Annotated in this window: 16 protein-coding genes; 11 read left to right on the top strand and 5 right to left on the bottom strand. The window is 70.7% G+C overall.

The window, feature by feature from the left end; all coding sequences use genetic code 11:
• Window positions 1-63 precede the first annotated feature (63 nt).
• From FK268_RS02350 to FK268_RS02340, 3 genes are read left to right on the top strand one after another with little or no spacing between them, the layout of a single operon-like run.
• Window positions 64-1347, top strand: a complete 1284-nt coding sequence (locus tag FK268_RS02350) for a PucR family transcriptional regulator (protein WP_146430717.1) — start codon at window positions 64-66, stop codon at window positions 1345-1347.
• 33 nt (window positions 1348-1380) lie between these two features.
• On the top strand, window positions 1381-2967 hold the full coding sequence (gene serA, locus FK268_RS02345) for a phosphoglycerate dehydrogenase (protein ID WP_146430715.1): 1587 nt from the start codon (window positions 1381-1383) through the stop codon (window positions 2965-2967).
• The gene (locus FK268_RS02340) at window positions 2964-3983 is read left to right on the top strand and encodes a 3-isopropylmalate dehydrogenase (RefSeq protein ID WP_146430713.1); all 1020 of its coding nucleotides are present in this window, start codon (window positions 2964-2966) and stop codon (window positions 3981-3983) included. The genes serA and FK268_RS02340 overlap by 4 nt, the downstream gene beginning before the upstream one ends.
• Window positions 3984-4066: 83 nt before the next feature.
• Here FK268_RS02340 and FK268_RS02335 read toward each other — a convergent pair whose 3' ends face one another.
• Entirely contained in the window at window positions 4067-5287 is a 1221-nt protein-coding gene (locus tag FK268_RS02335; protein ID WP_146430711.1) for an MFS transporter, read from the bottom strand.
• 90 nt (window positions 5288-5377) lie between these two features.
• Here FK268_RS02335 and FK268_RS02330 point away from each other — a divergent pair, with 90 nt between their 5' ends.
• The gene (locus tag FK268_RS02330) at window positions 5378-6151 is read left to right on the top strand and encodes a fumarylacetoacetate hydrolase family protein (RefSeq protein WP_146430709.1); all 774 of its coding nucleotides are present in this window, start codon (window positions 5378-5380) and stop codon (window positions 6149-6151) included.
• Between the two features lie 172 nt (window positions 6152-6323).
• Here FK268_RS02330 and FK268_RS02325 read toward each other — a convergent pair whose 3' ends face one another.
• Together FK268_RS02325 and FK268_RS02320 are read right to left on the bottom strand one after the other, a co-directional pair.
• Window positions 6324-6677: a universal stress protein gene (locus tag FK268_RS02325; RefSeq protein WP_146430707.1), complete on the bottom strand. Its 354-nt coding sequence runs from the start codon at window positions 6675-6677 to the stop codon at window positions 6324-6326.
• Window positions 6678-6705: 28 nt separating this feature from the next.
• Window positions 6706-8160, bottom strand: coding sequence for a sugar porter family MFS transporter (locus FK268_RS02320; RefSeq protein WP_146430705.1), 1455 nt, complete (start codon window positions 8158-8160; stop codon window positions 6706-6708).
• A gap of 162 nt (window positions 8161-8322) precedes the next feature.
• Here FK268_RS02320 and FK268_RS02315 point away from each other — a divergent pair, with 162 nt between their 5' ends.
• The gene (locus FK268_RS02315; RefSeq protein ID WP_146430703.1) at window positions 8323-9498 is read left to right on the top strand and encodes a Gfo/Idh/MocA family protein; all 1176 of its coding nucleotides are present in this window, start codon (window positions 8323-8325) and stop codon (window positions 9496-9498) included.
• A gap of 54 nt (window positions 9499-9552) precedes the next feature.
• Here the strand turns inward: FK268_RS02315 and FK268_RS02310 are convergent, their stop codons facing one another.
• Both FK268_RS02310 and FK268_RS02305 read right to left on the bottom strand, forming a co-directional pair.
• A complete protein-coding gene (locus FK268_RS02310; protein WP_146430701.1) occupies window positions 9553-10566 on the bottom strand; it encodes a sugar phosphate isomerase/epimerase family protein in 1014 nt (337 codons plus the stop codon).
• Between the two features lie 19 nt (window positions 10567-10585).
• A complete protein-coding gene (locus FK268_RS02305) occupies window positions 10586-11800 on the bottom strand; it encodes a Gfo/Idh/MocA family protein (RefSeq protein WP_146430699.1) in 1215 nt (404 codons plus the stop codon).
• Between the two features lie 111 nt (window positions 11801-11911).
• Here FK268_RS02305 and FK268_RS02300 point away from each other — a divergent pair, with 111 nt between their 5' ends.
• From FK268_RS02300 to FK268_RS02275, 6 genes are all read left to right on the top strand, one after another.
• Window positions 11912-12928: a LacI family DNA-binding transcriptional regulator gene (locus FK268_RS02300; RefSeq protein ID WP_146430697.1), complete on the top strand. Its 1017-nt coding sequence runs from the start codon at window positions 11912-11914 to the stop codon at window positions 12926-12928.
• Between the two features lie 120 nt (window positions 12929-13048).
• The gene (locus FK268_RS02295) at window positions 13049-14071 is read left to right on the top strand and encodes a substrate-binding domain-containing protein (protein WP_146430695.1); all 1023 of its coding nucleotides are present in this window, start codon (window positions 13049-13051) and stop codon (window positions 14069-14071) included.
• Complete coding sequence (locus tag FK268_RS02290) at window positions 14071-15129, top strand: ABC transporter permease (RefSeq protein WP_146430693.1); 1059 nt, start codon at window positions 14071-14073, stop codon at window positions 15127-15129. The genes FK268_RS02295 and FK268_RS02290 overlap by 1 nt, the downstream gene beginning before the upstream one ends.
• Before the next feature lie 4 nt (window positions 15130-15133).
• Window positions 15134-15946: an ATP-binding cassette domain-containing protein gene (locus FK268_RS02285; RefSeq protein WP_146430691.1), complete on the top strand. Its 813-nt coding sequence runs from the start codon at window positions 15134-15136 to the stop codon at window positions 15944-15946.
• A gap of 4 nt (window positions 15947-15950) precedes the next feature.
• Window positions 15951-17108, top strand: a complete 1158-nt coding sequence (locus tag FK268_RS02280; protein WP_146430689.1) for a Gfo/Idh/MocA family protein — start codon at window positions 15951-15953, stop codon at window positions 17106-17108.
• A 25-nt stretch (window positions 17109-17133) separates the two neighbouring features.
• Entirely contained in the window at window positions 17134-18309 is a 1176-nt protein-coding gene (locus FK268_RS02275; protein ID WP_146430687.1) for a Gfo/Idh/MocA family protein, read from the top strand.

Genomic DNA, 18309 nt, shown 5'->3' with positions numbered 1-18309 from the left:
CTTCGTCTTCCGGAGACGAAAGAACCTCTCTGATCGGACGAGAGTGCGGCATATCCTGAGTCCGTGGAACGAAGACAGTCGTCGCGCGCGATGGACGACCCGATCGCCGTCGCCGTGCTCGGCAGCCTCGGCGATCTGGACCGGCGCGCGCTCGCGGACCGGATGACCGGTGTGATCCTCGCCGAGATCCCCGACCTGCGGGGCGACGCCGCGATCGAGCGGGCGCTCGCCGCGAGCGTCGCCGGCAACGTGGAGACCGTGCTGCACGCCATGCTCCTCGGCATCGACCCCGGCGGCGTCGAGGCCCCGCTCGCCGCCATGGAGTACCCGCGGCTGCTGGCGCAGCGCGGTCTCCCGCTCACCGCACTGGTCCGGGCCTACCGCCTGGGGCAGGGCGTCATGGTCGGCGAGATGCACGACGTGGTGCGCGGAACGGATCTCGACGCGGAGGGCAAACTCTCGGCGTCGGGCTGGATCACGCAGTGGTCCTTCGCGTACTCCGACACCGTGATCGAGGCCGTCATCACGGCCTACCAGCGGGAGCGCGATCGCTGGATGCAGGGCAGATCGAGCGCGCGGGTGGCCCGCGCCAGGGAACTGCTCGCGGGAACCGAGGCCGTCGACGTCGACGAGGCCTCCGCTTCCATCGGCTATCCGCTGCGCCGCCACCACCTCGCGCTCATCGCCTCGTTGCCGGACGTCCGTGACGGCGACGATCTGGTCGACCGCCTCGAGGCCTACGTCCGGGAGCTGGCCGCCGCCGTCGGTCCCGTCGAGGCGCCCCTGTTCGTCGCCGCCGATCAGCGCACGGTCTGGGGGTGGCTCCCCGTCGCCGACCCCGGGCTCGCGGTGGAGCGCGCTCGCGAGCACGTGCGGGCCTCGTCGTCCGACGGTGCGCTGGTCGTCTTCGGCAGCGTCCGTCCGGGCCTCGACGGCTTCCGCCGCTCGCATCGGGAGGCCGTGGCCGTGCGGCGCTCCGTGGGGGACGAGGCCGCCGCAGGCCGTGCGCGGTTCGCGGGGGATCCGGGGGTGATGGTCGCTGCCCTCATGGGCACGGACCCGGCGGCAGCGCAGGCCTGGGCGCGCGACGTCCTCGGCGATCTGGCCGCCGACACCGAGTCCGACGCCCGCCTGAGGGAGACGCTCGCGGTGTTCCTGCGGCACGGCGGCGGCTACAAGGCGGCGGCGCACGAGCTGAGCATGCATCCGAACTCCGTGAAGTACCGGGTGCAGCGCGCCGTCGAACGCCGGGGACGCGAGATCGCCGCCGACAGGCTCGACCTGGAGGTCGCGTTGCTCGTCTTCCGACCCGCCCGGGCAGGGCGCATCCGCAGGTCACTAAGCTGAGCGGGCAACCGGCACCGTGAATGAGGAGCGCAAGTGACCCGTCCCGTGGTATTGATCGCCGACAAGCTGGCACCGTCGACAGTGGAGGCGCTCGGTGACGGCGTCGAGGTGAAGTGGGTCGACGGCCCCGATCGCCCGGCCCTGCTCGCCGCGGTGCCCGAGGCCGACGCCCTGCTCGTCCGCTCGGCCACCACCGTCGACGCGGAGGTCCTCGCGGCCGCCACCAAGCTGAAGATCGTCGCCCGCGCGGGCGTCGGCCTGGACAACGTGGACGTGCCCGCCGCCACTGAGCGCGGCGTCCTCGTGGTGAACGCGCCCACGTCGAACATCCACACCGCCGCCGAGCACGCCGTCGCGCTGATGCTGGCCACCGCCCGGCAGATCCCCGCCGCGGACAAGACCCTCCGCGAGCACACCTGGAAGCGCAGCGCCTTCAACGGCGTCGAGATCCTCGGCAAGACCGTGGGCGTCGTCGGCATGGGCCGGATCGGCCAGCTCGTCGCCCAGCGACTCGCCGCCTTCGAGACCAAGATCATCGCGTACGACCCCTACGTGAGCCCGGCCCGCGCCGCGCAGCTCGGCATCGAGCTGGTCAGCCTCGACGAGCTCGTCGAGCGCGCCGACCTCATCACGGTCCACCTGCCGAAGACCCCGGAGACCAAGGGCCTCATCGGCCGCGAGCTCCTGGCGAAGGCCAAGAAGGGCGTCATCATCGTCAACGCCGCCCGCGGCGGCCTCGTCGACGAGCAGGCCCTGGCGGACGCGATCACCTCGGGCCACGTCTTCGGCGCCGGCCTCGACGTCTTCGAGACCGAGCCCTGCACCGACAGCCCGCTGTTCGAGCTGCCGCAGGTCGTCGTGACCCCGCACCTCGGCGCCTCCACCTCGGAGGCGCAGGACCGCGCCGGCACCGACGTGGCCAAGAGCGTGCGCCTGGCCCTTGCCGGCGAGTTCGTCCCGGACGCCGTCAACGTCAAGGGCGGCGCCGTCGACGAGGAGGTCGCGCCCTGGCTCGAGCTCACCCGCAAGCTGGGCGTGCTGCTGGGCGGCCTGCCCGGGCAGCTGCCCGAGAAGATCGGCGTCACCGTCCGCGGCGAGCTGGCCAGCGAGAACGTAGACATCCTGCAGCTCTCGGCGCTGCGCGGCCTGTTCTCCGCCGTCATCGAGGACGCGGTCACCTTCGTCAACGCCCCCGCGCTGGCGGAGGAGCGCGGCGTCACCGTCGAGCTGGAGAAGGTCTCGGAGAGCCCCAACCACCGCAGCCTCGTCGACGTGCGCGCCGTGTACGGCGACGGCACCGTCGCCAACGTCTCGGGCACTCTGTCCGGCCTGGGCCGCGTCGAGAAGGTCACCAACATCAACGGCCGCAACTTCGATCTGCGCGCCGAGGGCCTGAACCTGTTCATCGCCTACGGCGATCAGCCGGGCTCGCTCGGCAAGATCGGCACGCTCCTCGGCGACGCCGGGATCGACATCCAGGCCGCCGCGCTCAGCCAGGACGCGGAGGGCGACGGGGCGACCGTGCTGCTGCGCGTCAGCCAGGCGGTGCCCGCCGAGGTGCAGCAGGCGATCGGCGAGGCCGTGTCGGCCACCACCATCGCGCAGGTGGACCTCTCGTGAAGCTCGCGGTGATCGGCGGGGACGGCATCGGCCCCGAGGTGACGGACGAGGCGCTCAAGGTGCTGCGTGCGGTGGTCGGCGAGATCGAGACCACCGACTACGACCTGGGTGCGCGCCGCTACGAGCGCAACGGCGAACTGCTCACCGACGAGGACCTGGCGTCCTTGCGCGAGCACGACGCGATCCTGCTCGGTGCCATCGGCGATCCGCGCAAGGTCCCGCCGGGCGTGCTCGAGCGCGGTCTGCTGCTGAAGATGCGCTTCGCGCTGGATCACCACGTGAACCTGCGCCCGTCGAAGCTCTTCCCGGGTGTCGAGTCGCCCCTGAAGAACCCGGGCGAGATCGACTTCGTCGTGGTCCGCGAGGGCACCGAGGGCGCGTACACCGGCAACGGCGGCGCGATCCGCGTGGGCACGCCGCAGGAGGTCGCCAACGAGACCTCGGTCAACACCCGGTTCGGCGCGGAGCGCGTGGTGCGCTTCGCCTTCCAGCTGGCGCAGTCCCGCCGCAAGAAGCTGACGCTGGTGCACAAGACCAACGTGCTCGTCTTCGGCGGCTCGCTGTGGCAGCGCACCGTCGACGAGGTGGCCTCCGAGTTCCCCGACGTCGCCGTGGATTACAGCCACATCGACGCGGCCACGATCTACCTGGTGACGGACCCGTCGCGGTTCGACGTCATCGTGACCGACAACCTCTTCGGTGACATCCTCACCGACGAGGCCGGCGCGATCTCCGGCGGCATCGGCCTCGCCGCGTCGGGCAACATCGACGCGACGGGCACCAACCCGTCGATGTTCGAGCCCGTGCACGGCAGCGCGCCCGACATCGTCGGCCAAGGCGTCGCGGACCCCACCGCGGCGATCCTGTCCGCCGCGATGCTGCTGCGCCACCTCGGTAACGAGGAGGGCGCTCGGCGGATCGAGGACGCGGTGACCGCGGACCTCGCCGCCCGCGGCGACACACCCGTCCGCACCACGGAGGTCGGCGACCGCATCGCCGCCGCCCTCAGCGCATAGCCCTTCGCCGCCCCCGCACTCCGGCTTAACAGCGTTAGCAGCAGACGTTTCCCCAGGAAGCGCTCTGGGCTAACGCTGTTAAGTCATTTCCGGGGCGACGACGGTGCCGCCTCCCGCGGTTCGGGGGCCTTCGCGTCGGAGGGCACCAGGGGATAGGCGAGCAGCGGGGCCAGGGCGACGATGGCGAAGGCGGCACCGAAGCTCGTCGCGTGGATGAGGGCGCCGAGGATCGGGCCGGCGGCGGTGGTGGCGACGAACTGCCCGGTGTTCTGGATCCCCAGAGCCCGGCCGCTGAAGAACGGTCCCGCCTTCTCGGCGATGGCGGTGAACGCCAGTCCGTTGTCGGCGACGGTGACCACCGAGGCGACCAGGAAGACCACCACCGCCACGGGGGAGCCGATCGCTGCGAGCGCGCCGAGAGCGCCCATCGAGGCCGCGGCGGCGAGGGCGATCCACTTGATCGGCGACGTGCGCGATCCCAACCGGTCCGACCACGCCCCGGCCGCGATGCGCCCGAGGGCGCCGAAGAGCTGGCTCGCGGAGACCAGCAGCCCCGCGGTGGCGGGGGCCCAGTGCAGCCCCACGATCAGCCACGTGATGCCCCACGTCCAGATCGCGCCCTGCGGCAGCACCAGTAGCAGCGAGACGGCGTGGATCCGGGCCAGGAACGAGTCCTCGCGGTACGGATTCGCGCGCGCCTCGGTCGCGGCGGGGCCGGACCCCGGCCGCGGCGGGTCGACGATGAACGCCCACACCAGGACCAGCGAGAGCGCCGCGACGGCGAGCGGCACGACCATCGCCGCCGTCAGGCCGGCGCGACTCGCGAGCAAGGGCATCGTCAGCGACAGCAGGGCGATGCCGAGCGGCTGGGAAGTCTGCCGGATCCCCATCGCGGTGCCGCGGCTCGACGCGGGGAACCAGCCGACCACGATCCGGCCGCTCGCACCGTTGCCGCTCGCCGCCATCGCGGAGGCGGCGAACAGGCCCGCCGCCGAGACCGGCAGGGGCGCGTGCGTCGCGAAGGCGGCGACGGTGCCGGCCAGCGCGACGGTGGCGCCGGCCATGCTGATCAGCAGTACCCGGCGCTCGCCGTAGCGGTCGATGAGCGCGCCCCACAGGATCGTGGTGAGCAGGAGACCCGCCGGGGCGGCGGCCGCGAAGAGCCCCGCGCGCTGCACCGGGAGGCCGTCGCGGATGAGCTGCGGGATGAGGAACGCGGTGCAGTTCACGGCGGCGGTCGTGGTGATCGCGGCGGTCATGGACACCACGAGGATCCACCAGCGGCGGGCGGCTGACATCTCCATATCGAATCCCAATCAGTGGAACGATGTGACTACATTGTGGGACGAAGCCTAGCTGATCGAAGTATCCACGTCGACCGGTAGGCTCGCCCTATGCGCCTTGCACGAATCGCCAGCAGTGACGGGGTCGCGTTCGCGGCCATCGAGGGTGACCCGGAGGACGGTGCCCGGGCCCGCGAGATCTCCGAGCATCCCTTCGGGACACCGGAGTTCACCGGCCGCAGCTGGGCACTCGACGACGTGCGCCTGCTCGCCCCGATCCTCGCCAGCAAGGTGGTGTGCATCGGCAAGAACTACGCCGCGCACGCCGCGGAGATGGGCGGCGAGGCGCCGAAGGATCCGGTGATCTTCATCAAGCCCAACACCTCGATCATCGGCCCGCTCGCGCCGATCAAGCTGCCCCGCAGCTCGCAGCAGGTGGACTACGAGGGCGAGCTCGCGATCGTGATCGGCCAGCCCTGTCGCGACGTGCCCGCCGCCAAGGCCAAGGACGTGATCCTGGGCTACACCGTCGCCAACGACGTCACCGCGCGCGATCAGCAGCGCCACGACGGGCAGTGGACCCGCGGCAAGGGCTACGACACCTTCTGCCCGCTGGGCCCCTGGATCGAGACCGAGTTCGACCCGTCGGACGCGCGGATCTACACCGAGCTCGACGGCGTGATCAAGCAGGACTCGCGGACCTCGCTGATGATCCACTCGGTCGGCGACATCGTCGAGTGGATCTCGTCGGTCATGACGCTGCTCCCCGGTGACGTCATCCTCACCGGCACCCCCGAGGGCGTCGGCCCGTTCACCGCCGGACAGCACGTCGCCGTCACCGTCGAGGGCATCGGCACGCTGACCAGCCTCGCCGAGGACCGCTGATTCAGGCGCGGTCGATCACGCGCACCGTCGCACCGGGGAGGCGGCGTACGGGATGCCGCGGTGGGCGGCCACGCCGTTCATGACGACGCCGGCCACTGTTCCTGATTCGGTCCGGACGATCGCTGTGCCCATCACAGCTCAAGGCTAGGCCGTCCGCGCCGCGTGCGACGGATCAGTCGGCCTTGACGGCGAGCACGGGGATCGGCGAGTTCAGGATCAGGCGCTGGCTGACGCTGCCGAGGACGGCCTTGCTCACGAGGGACCGCCGGCGGACGGCGATCACCAGGCGTGTCGCGCCGCGCTCATCGATCTCGTCGAGCACGGCGTCGACGGGGTCGCGGTCGCCGCGTCCCGTCCGCTCGACGACGGTGATCGGTACCTCTTCGTCGAAACCCGAGACGTCGAGCTTGGCGATGCCGAGGTTGACGGCCACGAGATCTGTGCCGAGGGCCTTCGCCTCCTCGACGCCGGCGCGCAGGGCGACGGGGCCTTCGGTGGTGCCGGGGACCGCGACGATGATGGTCATGATGCTCCTCGTGTCGAGAACGATCCGGTCAGCGGAAGTCGCCGCGGGAGAAGGACTCCTCCAAGTCCTCCAGGGAGCGGCCGCTGGTGTTGGGCAGGGTCTTGTAGATCAGGAAACAGAACAGCGCGCAGACGACGAAGAACGTGCCGTACGTACCGACGATGCCACCGACCTTGATGAGTGTGGGGAAGATCTGCCCGACGAGTGCGTTCGTCAGCCAGAGGACGAGCACGGACAGGCCCATGCCGAAGCCGCGCAGGCGCAGCGGGAAGAGCTCGGACAGGCACACCCACACCGGCACGTTGAGCGCCGTCTGCATGGCGAGCACGAACAGTGCGACGAAGATCAGGACGGCGTAGGCCTGCACCTTGCCCTCCGGCAGGATCAGTGCCGAGAGCACCGTGAGACCGTGGCAGACGGTCACACCGATCATGCCCAGGATGATGAGTCTGCGGCGGGGGATCCGGTCGATGAGGAGGAACAGGCAGACCGCGCTCCCGATGACCGCGGAGACCCCCATGAAGATGTTCGCGATCGGGGCCGCGCTGTTGCTGAAGCCGGCGGTCTTGAGCATCTCGGTGCCGTAGTACATCACGGAGTTGATCCCGGTGAGCTGCTGCGCGATCGCCAGGATGACGGCGGCCAGCATGATGCGGCGCACCCAGGGGATCGCCAGGTCGGCCCAGCCGCCGGTCTGGGCGGCCTCCTCCTCGCGGGCCAGCTCCTCGACCTCCGCCATCTCGGCGCGCGCACGGTCCTCGGTGCGGACCTGCATCAACACGGCGAGCGCCTCGGCGTCGCGCCCCTTCGAGATGTACCAGCGGGGCGATTCCGGCATCCGCAGCATGCCGAGGAAGAGGAACACGGCCGGCACGGCACACACCGCGAGCATGATCCGCCACACCCCGGGGTGTCCGTCGGGGTTGGCGTCGCTGAGCGGGGGCCATACCCGGGCGATGATCGCGTTGATCACGAAGGCCAGGAGCTGGCCGACGACGATGGCCAGCTCGTTGCGTCCGCCGAGGGTGCCGCGTCTCTCCGTCGGCGCCAGCTCGGACAGGTACACGGGGACGACGACCGACGCCCCGCCGACCGCGAGTCCGAGGACGAATCGGGCCGGCAGCATCATCGCCAGATCGTTCGCGAGGACCGCTCCGAGCGTGCCGACGAAGAAGACGACCGCGAGGATGATCATCGTCCTGCGGCGCCCTATGGCGTCGGCGAGCCGGCCACATACGAGCGCGCCCAGCGCGGCTCCGACGAGCAGCGTGCTCACCACGAGGCCTTCGGTCGTGGTGGTGAGCCCGAGGTCGTGCTTCATCGGTTCCAGTGCGCCGTTGAGCACCCCGGTGTCGTAGCCGAAGAGCAGGCCCCCGAAGGTGGCGACGACGGCGACGAGGTCCATTCGTCGCTGGTGGGGGCCCGGTCTGAGGGGTGGCAGTGCCGTTCCGCCCGCCGGCGTGCTGGTGCTTCCGTGCGTCATTGTCGGAGTCCTTCCCGCTGTCCGCGTGAGGTACATCACAACAGAGCTCCGAGGTCTTTGGCAAGTAGTTGCGCGAGATTGAAAGAATGTCAGGACATGAATGATGGGCGTGTGGCATTCTGAAGTCGTTCGCAGGACGGCACACGACGGAGGTGGCGCACGATGCACGACGAGACGCAGCAGGATCCGACCCGGGTGCGGGTCGCGGTGATCGGTATGGGCTGGATGGGTCGGGTGCATGCGCAGGCGTACGCCCGTGTGCCGCATCACTACCCGGACGGCCCGGCGGTGCCGGTGCTGGCGGCGGTGGCCGACGACGTCCCGGGGCGCGCCGAGACCTTCGCCGCCCGGTTCGGCGCGGGCGCGGCCCACACCGACTGGCGCTCCGTCCTGGAGGATCCGACGATCGACGCCGTCTCGGTGACCGTGCCGAACTTCCTGCACCGTGAGATCGGCGTCGCCGTGCTCGACGCCGGCAAGCACCTCTGGATCGAGAAGCCCGTCGGGCTGACCGAGGCCGACGCCGCCGCGGTCGCCGAGGCGGCTGTGCGGAACGACCGCCGCACCGCCGTCGGCTTCAACTACCGCAACGCGCCCGCGGTGCAGGCCGCTCGAGCGATGATCGCCGACGGCCGCCTCGGCGCCGTCACGCACGCGCGGTTCCGGTTCTTCAGCGACTACGCCGCGCATCCCGACGGTGCTCTGACCTGGCGCTACCAGCGCGACCGCGGCGGCAACGGCGTCCTCGGCGACCTGGGTTCGCACGGGATCGACCTGGTCACGTACCTGCTCGGCGATGTCGACGCCCTGGTCGCGGACACGGCGGTCTTCATCCCCGAGCGTTCGGAGCCCACCGGCGCCACCTCGGGGCATCAGCTCGCCACCTCCGGCGTGCGCGGCCCCGTCGAGAACGAGGACTACCTGTCGGCCCAGCTGCGCTTGGCCTCCGGCGCGCGGTGCGTGCTCGAGGCGAGCCGGGTCGCGGTGGGGGAGCAGAACTCCTACGGCTTCGAGATCCACGGGACGTCCGGCATGGTGCGCTGGGACTACCGCCGCATGGGCGAGCTCGAGGCGGCGCTCGGCACGGACTTCCAGGACCAGCCCGTGTCGACGGTGCACGTCGGGCCCGGCAGCGGCGACTTCGCCGCGTTCCAGCCCGGTGCGGCGAACCCCATGGGCTACGACGACCTCAAGGTCATCGAAGCGCAGCACTTCCTGCGTTCCATCGTCACCGGTGTCCCGGAAGGGGCCACCGTGGAGGACGCGGTGCGCAGCGCCCGCGCGCTCGACGCGATGACCCGCTCGGTCGTCGACGGGCGCTGGGTCGCGCTGGCGTAGACACTCGCACGCCACGGTGCCGACGGTCCGCGGACCGTCGGCACCGTGGGTTCGTCAGCCCGCGAGCGAGGCCGTGAGGGCGGCGTCCGCGGCCAGGAGGACCTCTGCCGCGACGGCGACGCCCTCCTCGCGCCCGAGCTCGGTGTCCTCGTGTTCGATGTTGACGCGCATGTCGGGGTCCACGTCGTGGAGGGCGCCAAGGAACTCGGTCCAGTAGGCGGTGTCGTGGCCCTTGCCGAGTGCGACGAAGTCCCACGCCGCCCGCTTCGGCCACTCGTTCGCCCATTCGTCGCCGCCGAGGTTGGTCCGTGCCTCGTCGGCTCCGAGGCGGCGGAAGGAGTTGTCCAGCACGCCGTTCAGCGCCGCGTACTCCGGGTTGACGCGCACGTCCTTCGCGGCGGCGTGCACCACGAGTTCGCCGAGGTGCCGGACGACGGCCACGGGGTCCATCTGCTGCCAGAACAGGTGCGAGGCGTCGAGCTCCACGCCGAGATGGGTGGACCCCGTCCGCTCGACCAGCTCGTGCACGGAGGCGCTGTTGAAGACGATGTTCTGCGGGTGCAGTTCGAGGGCCACCTTCACGCCGTGGTCCGCGGCCAAGCGGTCGGTCTCGCGCCAGAAGTCGGCGGCGATCTCCCACTGGTGGTCCAGCACGTCCAGCGCTGCGGAGTTCCACGCGTTGACCACCCAGTTCGGGTGTGTCGCACCGGTGTCGCCGCCGGGCAGTCCGGACATGGTGACCACGCGGTCCTGGCCGAGGCGGGCCGCGAGCCGGATCGAGCGGCGGATGTCGTCGGCGTGGCGCCCGCCGATCGCGCGGTTCGGGTGCAGCGGGTTGCCGTTGCAGTTGAGCCCGGCGATGCTCACGCCGGTGCCCTCGAACGTCCCGAGGTAGTCGTCGCGGGCGGTGTCGCTGACGAGGATGCCGGCGATGTCCGGAACGTGTACGGGCGGCAGGAAGCCGCCGGTGTTGAGTTCGATGCCGGTGAGGCCGACGTCGGCGATCGCGCGGAGCGCGTCGGGGAGCGGACGGTCGTGGTAGACGGCGTTGTACAGGCCGAGTTTCATGGGGGTCTCCGTCGGGATGTCAGGGCTGGGGGAGGAGGGCGGTCACGTCCACGGGCGCCCCACCGGCCACGGCGGACCGCGCGACGGCGTCGATGAGCTCCATGTTGTGCAGGCCGTCGGCGAAATCTGCATTGCGCGGCAGTGACTCGTCGGCGGGCAGTCCGGCGACCTCCTCGAGGAAGGCGCGGGCCTGGAAGACGAAGCCGTCGTTCTGGCCGATCCCGACACCGGGTGCGTCCATGGCGAGGCCGCCGCGCCAGTACGGGTGGTCGGGGCCGAGCGTCACCGTCCGCGGCCCGCCGAGCGCCTGGTCGTCGTCGGCGAACACGACCCGGACCTGCCCGGGGTGACGGAAGTCGAACGCGGCCGAACCGCGCTCGCAGAAGACCTCGACCTTCAGTGTGTTCGGATGCCCCGCCGCGACGCGGGAGACCTGCAGGGCGCCCGTCCCGCCGCCGGCGAAGTCCACGAAGAAGCCCGCCACGTCGTCGTTCTCGACGGTGTCCCGCTCGTCGCTCACCGCGCCGTGCTCGTGGCCGATCACCCGGCCGAGCGGCTTCGGCCGGGTCGCGAACGCGGTGTGCAGCGTCGCGCCGCGGACCGTGGCGACGGGACCGCCGAAGAGCTCCGCGACGTAGGTCAGGTGGCTGCCCACGTCGGCGAGGGCACCCGAGCCCGCGGGTCCCTTGAACCGCCAGCTGATGGGGCCATCCGGGTCGCAGGCGTAGTCGGTCCAGTACGCGCCGTCGACGTTGATGAGGCGGCCGAGGCGGCCGCTGCGCACCAGTTCTCCGAGCAGGGCGATGCCCGGCGATCGCAGGTAGGTCAGTCCGATGCGGCCCAGGACACCGTGCTCGGCCGCGGCCTCCGCGGCGAAGGTCATGGCGCGGGCGTCCTCGAGCGTGTCCGACAGCGGCTTCTCGCACAGAACGTGCTTCCCCGCGGCCAGCAGGGATTCGACGACCTCCCGATGGAGCGCGTTCGCGACGACGACGCTCACCACGTCGATGTCGGCGGCGGCGGCGATCGCCTGCCACGAGGTGTCGTGCCGTTCGAAGCCGAAGCGCCGGGCGGTGTCCTGCGCCAGCGGCTCGTACGCGTCCGCGATCGAGACCAGCCGCACGTCCGGCAGCCCGGGGCCGTAGACGGCGGTGGCGGATCGATAGCCGGCTGCGTGTGCCTTGCCCGCCATGCCGGCGCCGATCACCGCGACGCCGATGCTGTTGCTGCTCATATCCCTCCTTCAGGGGTTGCCGTGCGCTCCGTCGCGGCCTAGCGTCGATGGTAGTTGGAGCGCTCCAACAATCATGAATAATGTTCGTATGTCCTGTCAAGAGGGAGTGTGATGGCGGGTAAACGGCCGACGATCTACGACGTCGCGACGCGAGCGGGGGTGTCGAAGTCCCTGGTCTCGCTCGTCCTGCAGGGGTCGCCGCGAGTCGGAGAGGGCTCGCGTCGCGCCGTCGAGGAGGCGATCGCCGACCTCGGGTACCGCCCCAGCAGGGCGGCGGCGAATCTCGCCGCGCGCCGCACGCGCACCGTCGGGGTGCTGATCGACGACTACACGAACCTGTGGTTCGTGGACCTCGTGCGCGGCCTGCACGCGGCGCTGGGGCCGGCCGGCTACCGGCTGGCCGTCGTCGACGTCGCCACCGCGGACCAGGCCGAGGACCCGGTCGAATCCATGCTCGCGATGCGGGTGGACGGTCTCGTTCTCGGCATGGACCCTCCGCGATCGTTGGTCGCGCGCGACGACGCCGCACTGCCGCCGGTCGTGGTCGCGGGCACGCGGGCGATGCGGGACGCGCGGTTCGACGCGGTGGCCAACGACGACGCGGAAGGAGCGCGCCTGGTGGCGCGACACCTGGTGGAACTGGGGCATCGCACCGTCGGGCAGGTGTGCGCCGGCGGCGGGGCGGGCGACGTCCGGCGCGCCGCCTTCGCCGCCGAGATATCCCGTCTGGGCGCGACCGTGGTCGACGCCTCCTGGCGCGGCGGGGCGTCGGACGAGGCCGGGTTCCGCGCCGCCGCCGAGCTGTTCGCCGCGGATCCGGGGATCACCGCGGTGTTCGCGGCGAACGACGTGATGGCCGTCGGCGTGCTCGGGGCGGCGCGTGAGCACGCCTTGGAGGTCCCGCGCGATCTCTCCGTCGTCGGTTACGACGACACCTCGCTGGCCTCGACGCGACTGGTCGGGCTGACGACGGTCGACGACCGCAGCTTCGAGGTCGGGGACCGAGCGGGCGCCCTGTTGCGCGACAGGATGGCGATGGACGCCGGGGGCGCGACGATGCGTGACCGCGAGTGTCGTGTTCTCGCACCGCGGCTGGTCGTCCGGAGCACCACCGCGCCGCCCGGCTGAATCGCCGGCTCGCGGCAATGTGCGTATGTCTGAACAAACACTAGGCAAGCGCTGTGATCTGTACTACATTCAGCTCAGCGAGTGGGTCGTCTCACTCGGTGAGGTCGAAGGGACACAGCAATGAAGAAGACCACGCAGCGGCCGCGGAGGCTCCGTACTCTGCTCGCCGCGACCGCGGCCGGCACGGCCGCGCTGATCACGGTGGTGGGGTGCTCGAGCACGGGCGGCGCGCCGCGCGACAGCGGCGACGGCGGTGCCGGCGTCGGCTCGGCGGGCACGAAGCGCCTGACCATCGCCATGGTCACGCACCAGCAGCCCGGCGACACCTTCTGGGACCTCATCCGCAAGGGGGCGGAGATGGCGGCGAAGAAGGACAACGTCACCCTCCGCTACTCCAACGACCCGCAGGCCCCGAACCAGGCGAACCTCGTGCAGGCGGCGATCGACAGCAAGGTCGACGGGATCGCGCTCACCCTCTCCACGCCGAACGCCTTCCAGGCCGTCGTGCAGAACGCGCAGAAGGCGGGGATTCCGGTCTCCGCGTTCAACGCCGGCTACAACGACTACGCCCGCATGGGGATCCAGCAGTACTTCGGCCAAGACGAGACCACCGCGGGCGTCGCTGTCGGCGAGCGCCTCGCGAAGGAGGGTGCCAAGAAGGCTATCTGCATCATCCAGCAGCAAGGCCAGGTCCAGCTCGAATCGCGCTGTGCGGGCGTGCGGACCGGCCTCGCGGGCGGCACCGTCGAGAATCTCAACGTCAACGGCGAGGACATGACCGACGTGCAGTCCAAGGTCAACGCCAAGCTGCAGCAGGACCCGAGCATCGACACCGTCGTGGCGCTGGGCGCGCCCTTCGCGCTGACGGCCACCAAGGCGGTCGAGAGTGCCGGTGCCAAGCCCCGGATCGTCACCTTCGACACCAACGCAGCCCTGGTCGGCGCGATCCAGAACGGCAAGGTCGCGTGGGCCGTCGACCAGCAGCCCTACCTCCAGGGCTACCTCGCCATCGATTCGCTCTGGCTGCAGATCATCAACGGCAACACCATCGGCGGCGGCCAGGCGGTGTTCACCGGCCCGGCGTTCATCGATAAGACGAATGTCGACAAGGTCGCCGAGCTCGCCAAGGGCGGTACCCGCTGATGACCACCGACGAGGCTCTTGATCTGAGCACGCACACGCCCGTCACCGACGAGCGCGTCAAGAAGCAGAAGCCGCTGCAGCGGTTGATCCTGCGCCCCGAGGTGGGTGCGCTGATCGGCGCGATCGCGATCCTGATCTTCTTCCTCATCGTCGCGCCGCCCTTCCACAGCCCGGAGGCCTTCGCCACCGTCCTCTACGCCAGCTCCACGATCGGCATCATGGCCTGCGGGGTCGCCGTGCTCATGATCGGCGGCGAGTTCGATCTGTCGACCGGTGTGGCCGTGACCTTCTCGTCCCTCGCGGCGTCGATGCTCGCCTACAACCTGCACCTGAACACCTGGGTGGGATCACTCCTCGCCCTGGGGCTGTCGCTCGCGGTCGGTGCCTTCAACGGCTACATGGTGATGCGCACCAGGATCCCCAGCTTCCTCATCACGCTGGCGACCTTCCTCATGCTCACCGGCATCAACCTCGCGGTGACCAAGATGGTCACCGGTCAGGTCGCCACCCCGACGATCGCGGACATGCAGGGCTTCCCGTCGGCGCAGGCCGTCTTCTCGTCGACGATCCATGTCTTCGGGGTCGGGCTCAAGGTCACGGTCCTCTGGTGGGTGCTGTTCACGGTCGTCGCCACGTACGTCCTCATGCGCACGCGCGTCGGGAACTGGATCTTCGCCGTCGGCGGCAACCAGGATTCCGCACGCGCCGTGGGCGTCCCGGTCACCAAGGTCAAGATCGGTCTGTTCATGTTCGTGGCCTTCTGCGCCTGGTTCGTCGGGCAGCACCTGCTGTACGCCTACGACACCGTCCAGTCCGGCCAGGGCGTCGGCAACGAATTCCTCTACATCATCGGTGCCGTCATCGGCGGCTGCCTGCTCACCGGCGGCTACGGCACCGCGGTGGGCGCGATGATCGGCGCGTTCATCTTCGGCATGGTCAACCAGTGCATCGTCTACGCCGGCTGGAACCCCGACTGGTTCAAGTTCTTCCTCGGCATCATGCTGCTGTTCGCCGTGATCGCCAACAACGCATTCCGCAACTTCGCCGCGAAGAGGTGACCCTATGACCACGGACGACATTTCGGCCGAGAGCCCCGAGACCGGCGACGACAAGGTCGCGCTGATCGAGTTCAAGGACGTCGGCAAGCAGTACGGCAACATCATCGCGCTCAAGGGGATCAACCTCCGGGTCTTCCCCGGCGAGGTCACGTGCGTGCTCGGCGACAACGGTGCCGGCAAGTCGACGCTCATCAAGACGATGGCGGGCCTGCACAAGCCGAGCGAGGGCGAGGTCCTCGTCGACGGCGTGGCGACGACGCTCGACTCGCCGAAGGACGCGCTCGAGAAGGGGATCGCCACCGTCTACCAGGACCTCGCTGTCGTGGGCCTGATGCCGGTGTGGCGCAACTTCTTCCTGGGGCAGGAACTGCGCTCCGGTTTCCTCAAGAGCCTGGACGTGCAGACCATGCGCGCCACCACGAAGGAGGAGCTGTTCAAGATGGGCATCGACCTGCCCGACGTGGACGCTCCGATCAGCTCGCTGTCGGGCGGCCAGCGGCAGTGCGTCGCCATCGCGCGGGCGATCTACTTCGGCGCACGCGTGCTGATCCTCGACGAGCCGACCGCGGCCCTCGGGGTCAAGCAGTCGGGCATGGTGCTGCGATACATCACTGCGGCCCGGGACCAGGGCTTCGGCGTCGTCTTCATCACCCACAACCCGCACCACGCCTACATGGTGGGCGACCATTTCGTCCTGCTCAACCGCGGACGCCAGAAGCTCGACTGCACCTACGACGAGATCAGTCTCGACGAGCTGACCTCGCAGATGGCGGGCGGCGACGAGCTCGAGACGCTCAGCCACGAACTGCGCAGGTGAGCGAGTGACGGCGACGCTCCTCGAACGCTTCGGTCGCCGGCTGCGGGTCGCGATGGTCGGCGGTGGGATCGGCAGCTACATCGGCGAGACCCACGCCATCGCGCTCCGCACCGACGGGGTGTGGGACCTCGTGGCGGGAGCCTTCTCCCGCACGTCGGCGACGAACGCGGCCACCGGGCGGTCGTGGCTCGTGGCACCCGATCGCACCTACGCCGACCACCGCGCCCTCATCGCGGGGGAGTCGGCGCGGGCGGACCGGGTGGACGCGGTCATCGTCGCGACCCGGCCGTCGAGTCACGCCGAGATCGCGTGCGACCTCCTGGCCGCGGGTTTCCACGTGATCTGTGAGAAGCCGCTCACCGATACCGCCGCAGACGCCCGACGGGTCGCGGCGGCGGTGGCCGGCTCGGGACGCCGCCTCATGCTCACCCATTGCTACAGCGGCTATCCCATGGTCCGGCAGGCCAGGGAGATGGTCGCCCGGGGCGACCTCGGCCGGATCACCCTGGTCGAGATCAGGTTCGCCGGTGGGATGTACGCGGCGACCACACCGCACGGCTCGTGGCGCGTGGACGGCACGGAGGGCGGGGTCACCGCGCTGACCGCCGACCTCGGGACGCACGCCGTGCATCTCGCGGAGTTCGTCGCCGGCCGCCGCATCACGACGGTTCACGCCGACCTCGCCCGCGTCGATCCGGGGCACGTGGCCTTCGACAACGCCTACCTGACCCTCGATTTCGAGGGCGGCGCCCGCGGGCGGTGCTGGGCGACCTCGCAGGCCGCGGGGGCGACCCACGGGCTCGCGATCACCGTCCACGGCGACCGCGGCAGCCTTTCCTGGAACCACGACACCCCGGAGACGCTGTGCTGGCGTGCGGACGGCGAGTCCGACCGCCTCCTCACCAAGGCGGGTCCCGGGGCCACGCCGGCCGCACTCGCGGCAGCGCGGTTCACGGCCGGACACCCGGACGGATACGCGCTCGCCTTCGCGAATCTCTACCGCGACTTCGCGTTCGCGCTGTTCGCCGATGGGGTGGGGGAGGACGCCGCCCCCTACCTCGCCGACCTCCCCGACGTCGCCGACGGTGTCCGCACTCTCGCGGTCGTCGAGGCCGCCGTCCGGTCCGACGAGACCGGACGCCCCGCCGCCGTCGACATCTGACCACTCCGACCCGAATCGAGAGAGTATGACCGAGCCGATCCGCGTGGCCCTCGTGGGCTGCGGCAACATCGCCCTGGGCTTCCACATCCCCGCCTATCTCGCGGCCGACGACCGGTTCCGCATCGTCGGCATCGCCGATCCGACTCCGGAGCGGCTCGAGCTGGGCCGCGTCGCCGCGGGACTCGCGCCGGAGCAGGTGCACGCGGACGTCGCCGAGCTGCTCGCCCGTGACGACGTCGACGCGCTCGACCTGTGCACCCCGCAGCACCTGCACCGGGACGTCGCGATCGCTGCGGCGCGCGCGGGCAAGCACGTGCTGTGCGAGAAGCCGATCGCCGCCGTCCCGGCGGACGCGGAGGCCATGCGGGCCGCCGCCGCGGAGGCGGGGACGGTGCTGGCCGTGGTCGCCAACTACCTCTTCTTCCCGGAGATTGTGGCGCTCAAGGCGATCATCGACTCGGGCGAGCTCGGCGAGATCCGGACGGCGCGCGTCGACATGCTGGGGGTCCTGGACCTGCCCGGCGCGGCGGGTTACCGGCCGACGTGGCGCCACGATCCCGCGCAGGCGGGTGGGGGAGTCCTGGTCGACATGCTGCACGGCGTGTACCTCGCCGAGGCGCTCCTCGGCGCGCGTGCGGAACGGGTCTCCGCGTTCGTGGACAGCGCGACCGATGGCGACGCCGTCGACGGAATCGCGTTGTGCCGCCTCGAGGCCGGCCGTCGCGTCGCGCTGGTGAACATCGGCTGGGGCATGGGCCAGGGAGGGCTCGCGGTCGAGGGCGATCGCGGCCGAGCCGTGGCGCACTACCGTGCGGACGGGACCATGCCGTGGGCGCCGTTCGAATCCCTCACCGTCACCACGGAGTCCGGGACGCGCACCGTCGACCTCGCGACGGGAGCCGAACTGGAGCCGCTCATCGCCGCCTCGATGCGGGAGACAGTGCTCGACTTCGCCGATGCGGTCGCCGGCGGCCGCGCCCCCGTCGTCGATGCCGCAGTCGCCCGGCACATCCTCGAGATCACGGTCGCCGCGTACGCGTCGGGCGCCCTCGGCGCGACGGTGCCGCTCCCGCTCGACGGTGCGCTCTTCGCCTCGGGCGTCGCGGGCCTCGCCGCCATCGGGGTGCCCGAGGACTCCTTCGTGCGCCGCCGCGGGCTGTTCGGGCTCTCGGTTCCGGCTTCGTCCGGGATCGGGGGCTGA

Origin of the sequence: Tsukamurella sputi, assembly GCF_007858445.1 — a bacterium.
Lineage (GTDB): Bacteria > Actinomycetota > Actinomycetes > Mycobacteriales > Mycobacteriaceae > Tsukamurella > Tsukamurella sputi.
This window is presented reverse-complemented; position numbering and strand designations above follow the sequence as displayed.

Excerpts from the sequence above, each read along its gene's own strand:
- FK268_RS02275 (WP_146430687.1), top strand. The coding sequence starts at position 17,134 with ATGACCGAGCCGATCCGCGTGGCCCTCGTGGGCTGCGGCAACATCGCC.
- FK268_RS02285 (WP_146430691.1), top strand. The coding sequence starts at position 15,134 with ATGACCACGGACGACATTTCGGCCGAGAGCCCCGAGACCGGCGACGAC.
- FK268_RS02330 (WP_146430709.1), top strand. The coding sequence starts at position 5,378 with ATGCGCCTTGCACGAATCGCCAGCAGTGACGGGGTCGCGTTCGCGGCC.
- FK268_RS02305 (WP_146430699.1), bottom strand. The coding sequence starts at position 11,800 with ATGAGCAGCAACAGCATCGGCGTCGCGGTGATCGGCGCCGGCATGGCG.
- FK268_RS02335 (WP_146430711.1), bottom strand. The coding sequence starts at position 5,287 with ATGGAGATGTCAGCCGCCCGCCGCTGGTGGATCCTCGTGGTGTCCATG.
- FK268_RS02290 (WP_146430693.1), top strand. The coding sequence starts at position 14,071 with ATGACCACCGACGAGGCTCTTGATCTGAGCACGCACACGCCCGTCACC.
- FK268_RS02310 (WP_146430701.1), bottom strand. The coding sequence starts at position 10,566 with ATGAAACTCGGCCTGTACAACGCCGTCTACCACGACCGTCCGCTCCCC.
- FK268_RS02325 (WP_146430707.1), bottom strand. The coding sequence starts at position 6,677 with ATGACCATCATCGTCGCGGTCCCCGGCACCACCGAAGGCCCCGTCGCC.
- FK268_RS02320 (WP_146430705.1), bottom strand. The coding sequence starts at position 8,160 with ATGACGCACGGAAGCACCAGCACGCCGGCGGGCGGAACGGCACTGCCA.
- FK268_RS02315 (WP_146430703.1), top strand. The coding sequence starts at position 8,323 with ATGCACGACGAGACGCAGCAGGATCCGACCCGGGTGCGGGTCGCGGTG.
- FK268_RS02295 (WP_146430695.1), top strand. The coding sequence starts at position 13,049 with ATGAAGAAGACCACGCAGCGGCCGCGGAGGCTCCGTACTCTGCTCGCC.
- FK268_RS02300 (WP_146430697.1), top strand. The coding sequence starts at position 11,912 with ATGGCGGGTAAACGGCCGACGATCTACGACGTCGCGACGCGAGCGGGG.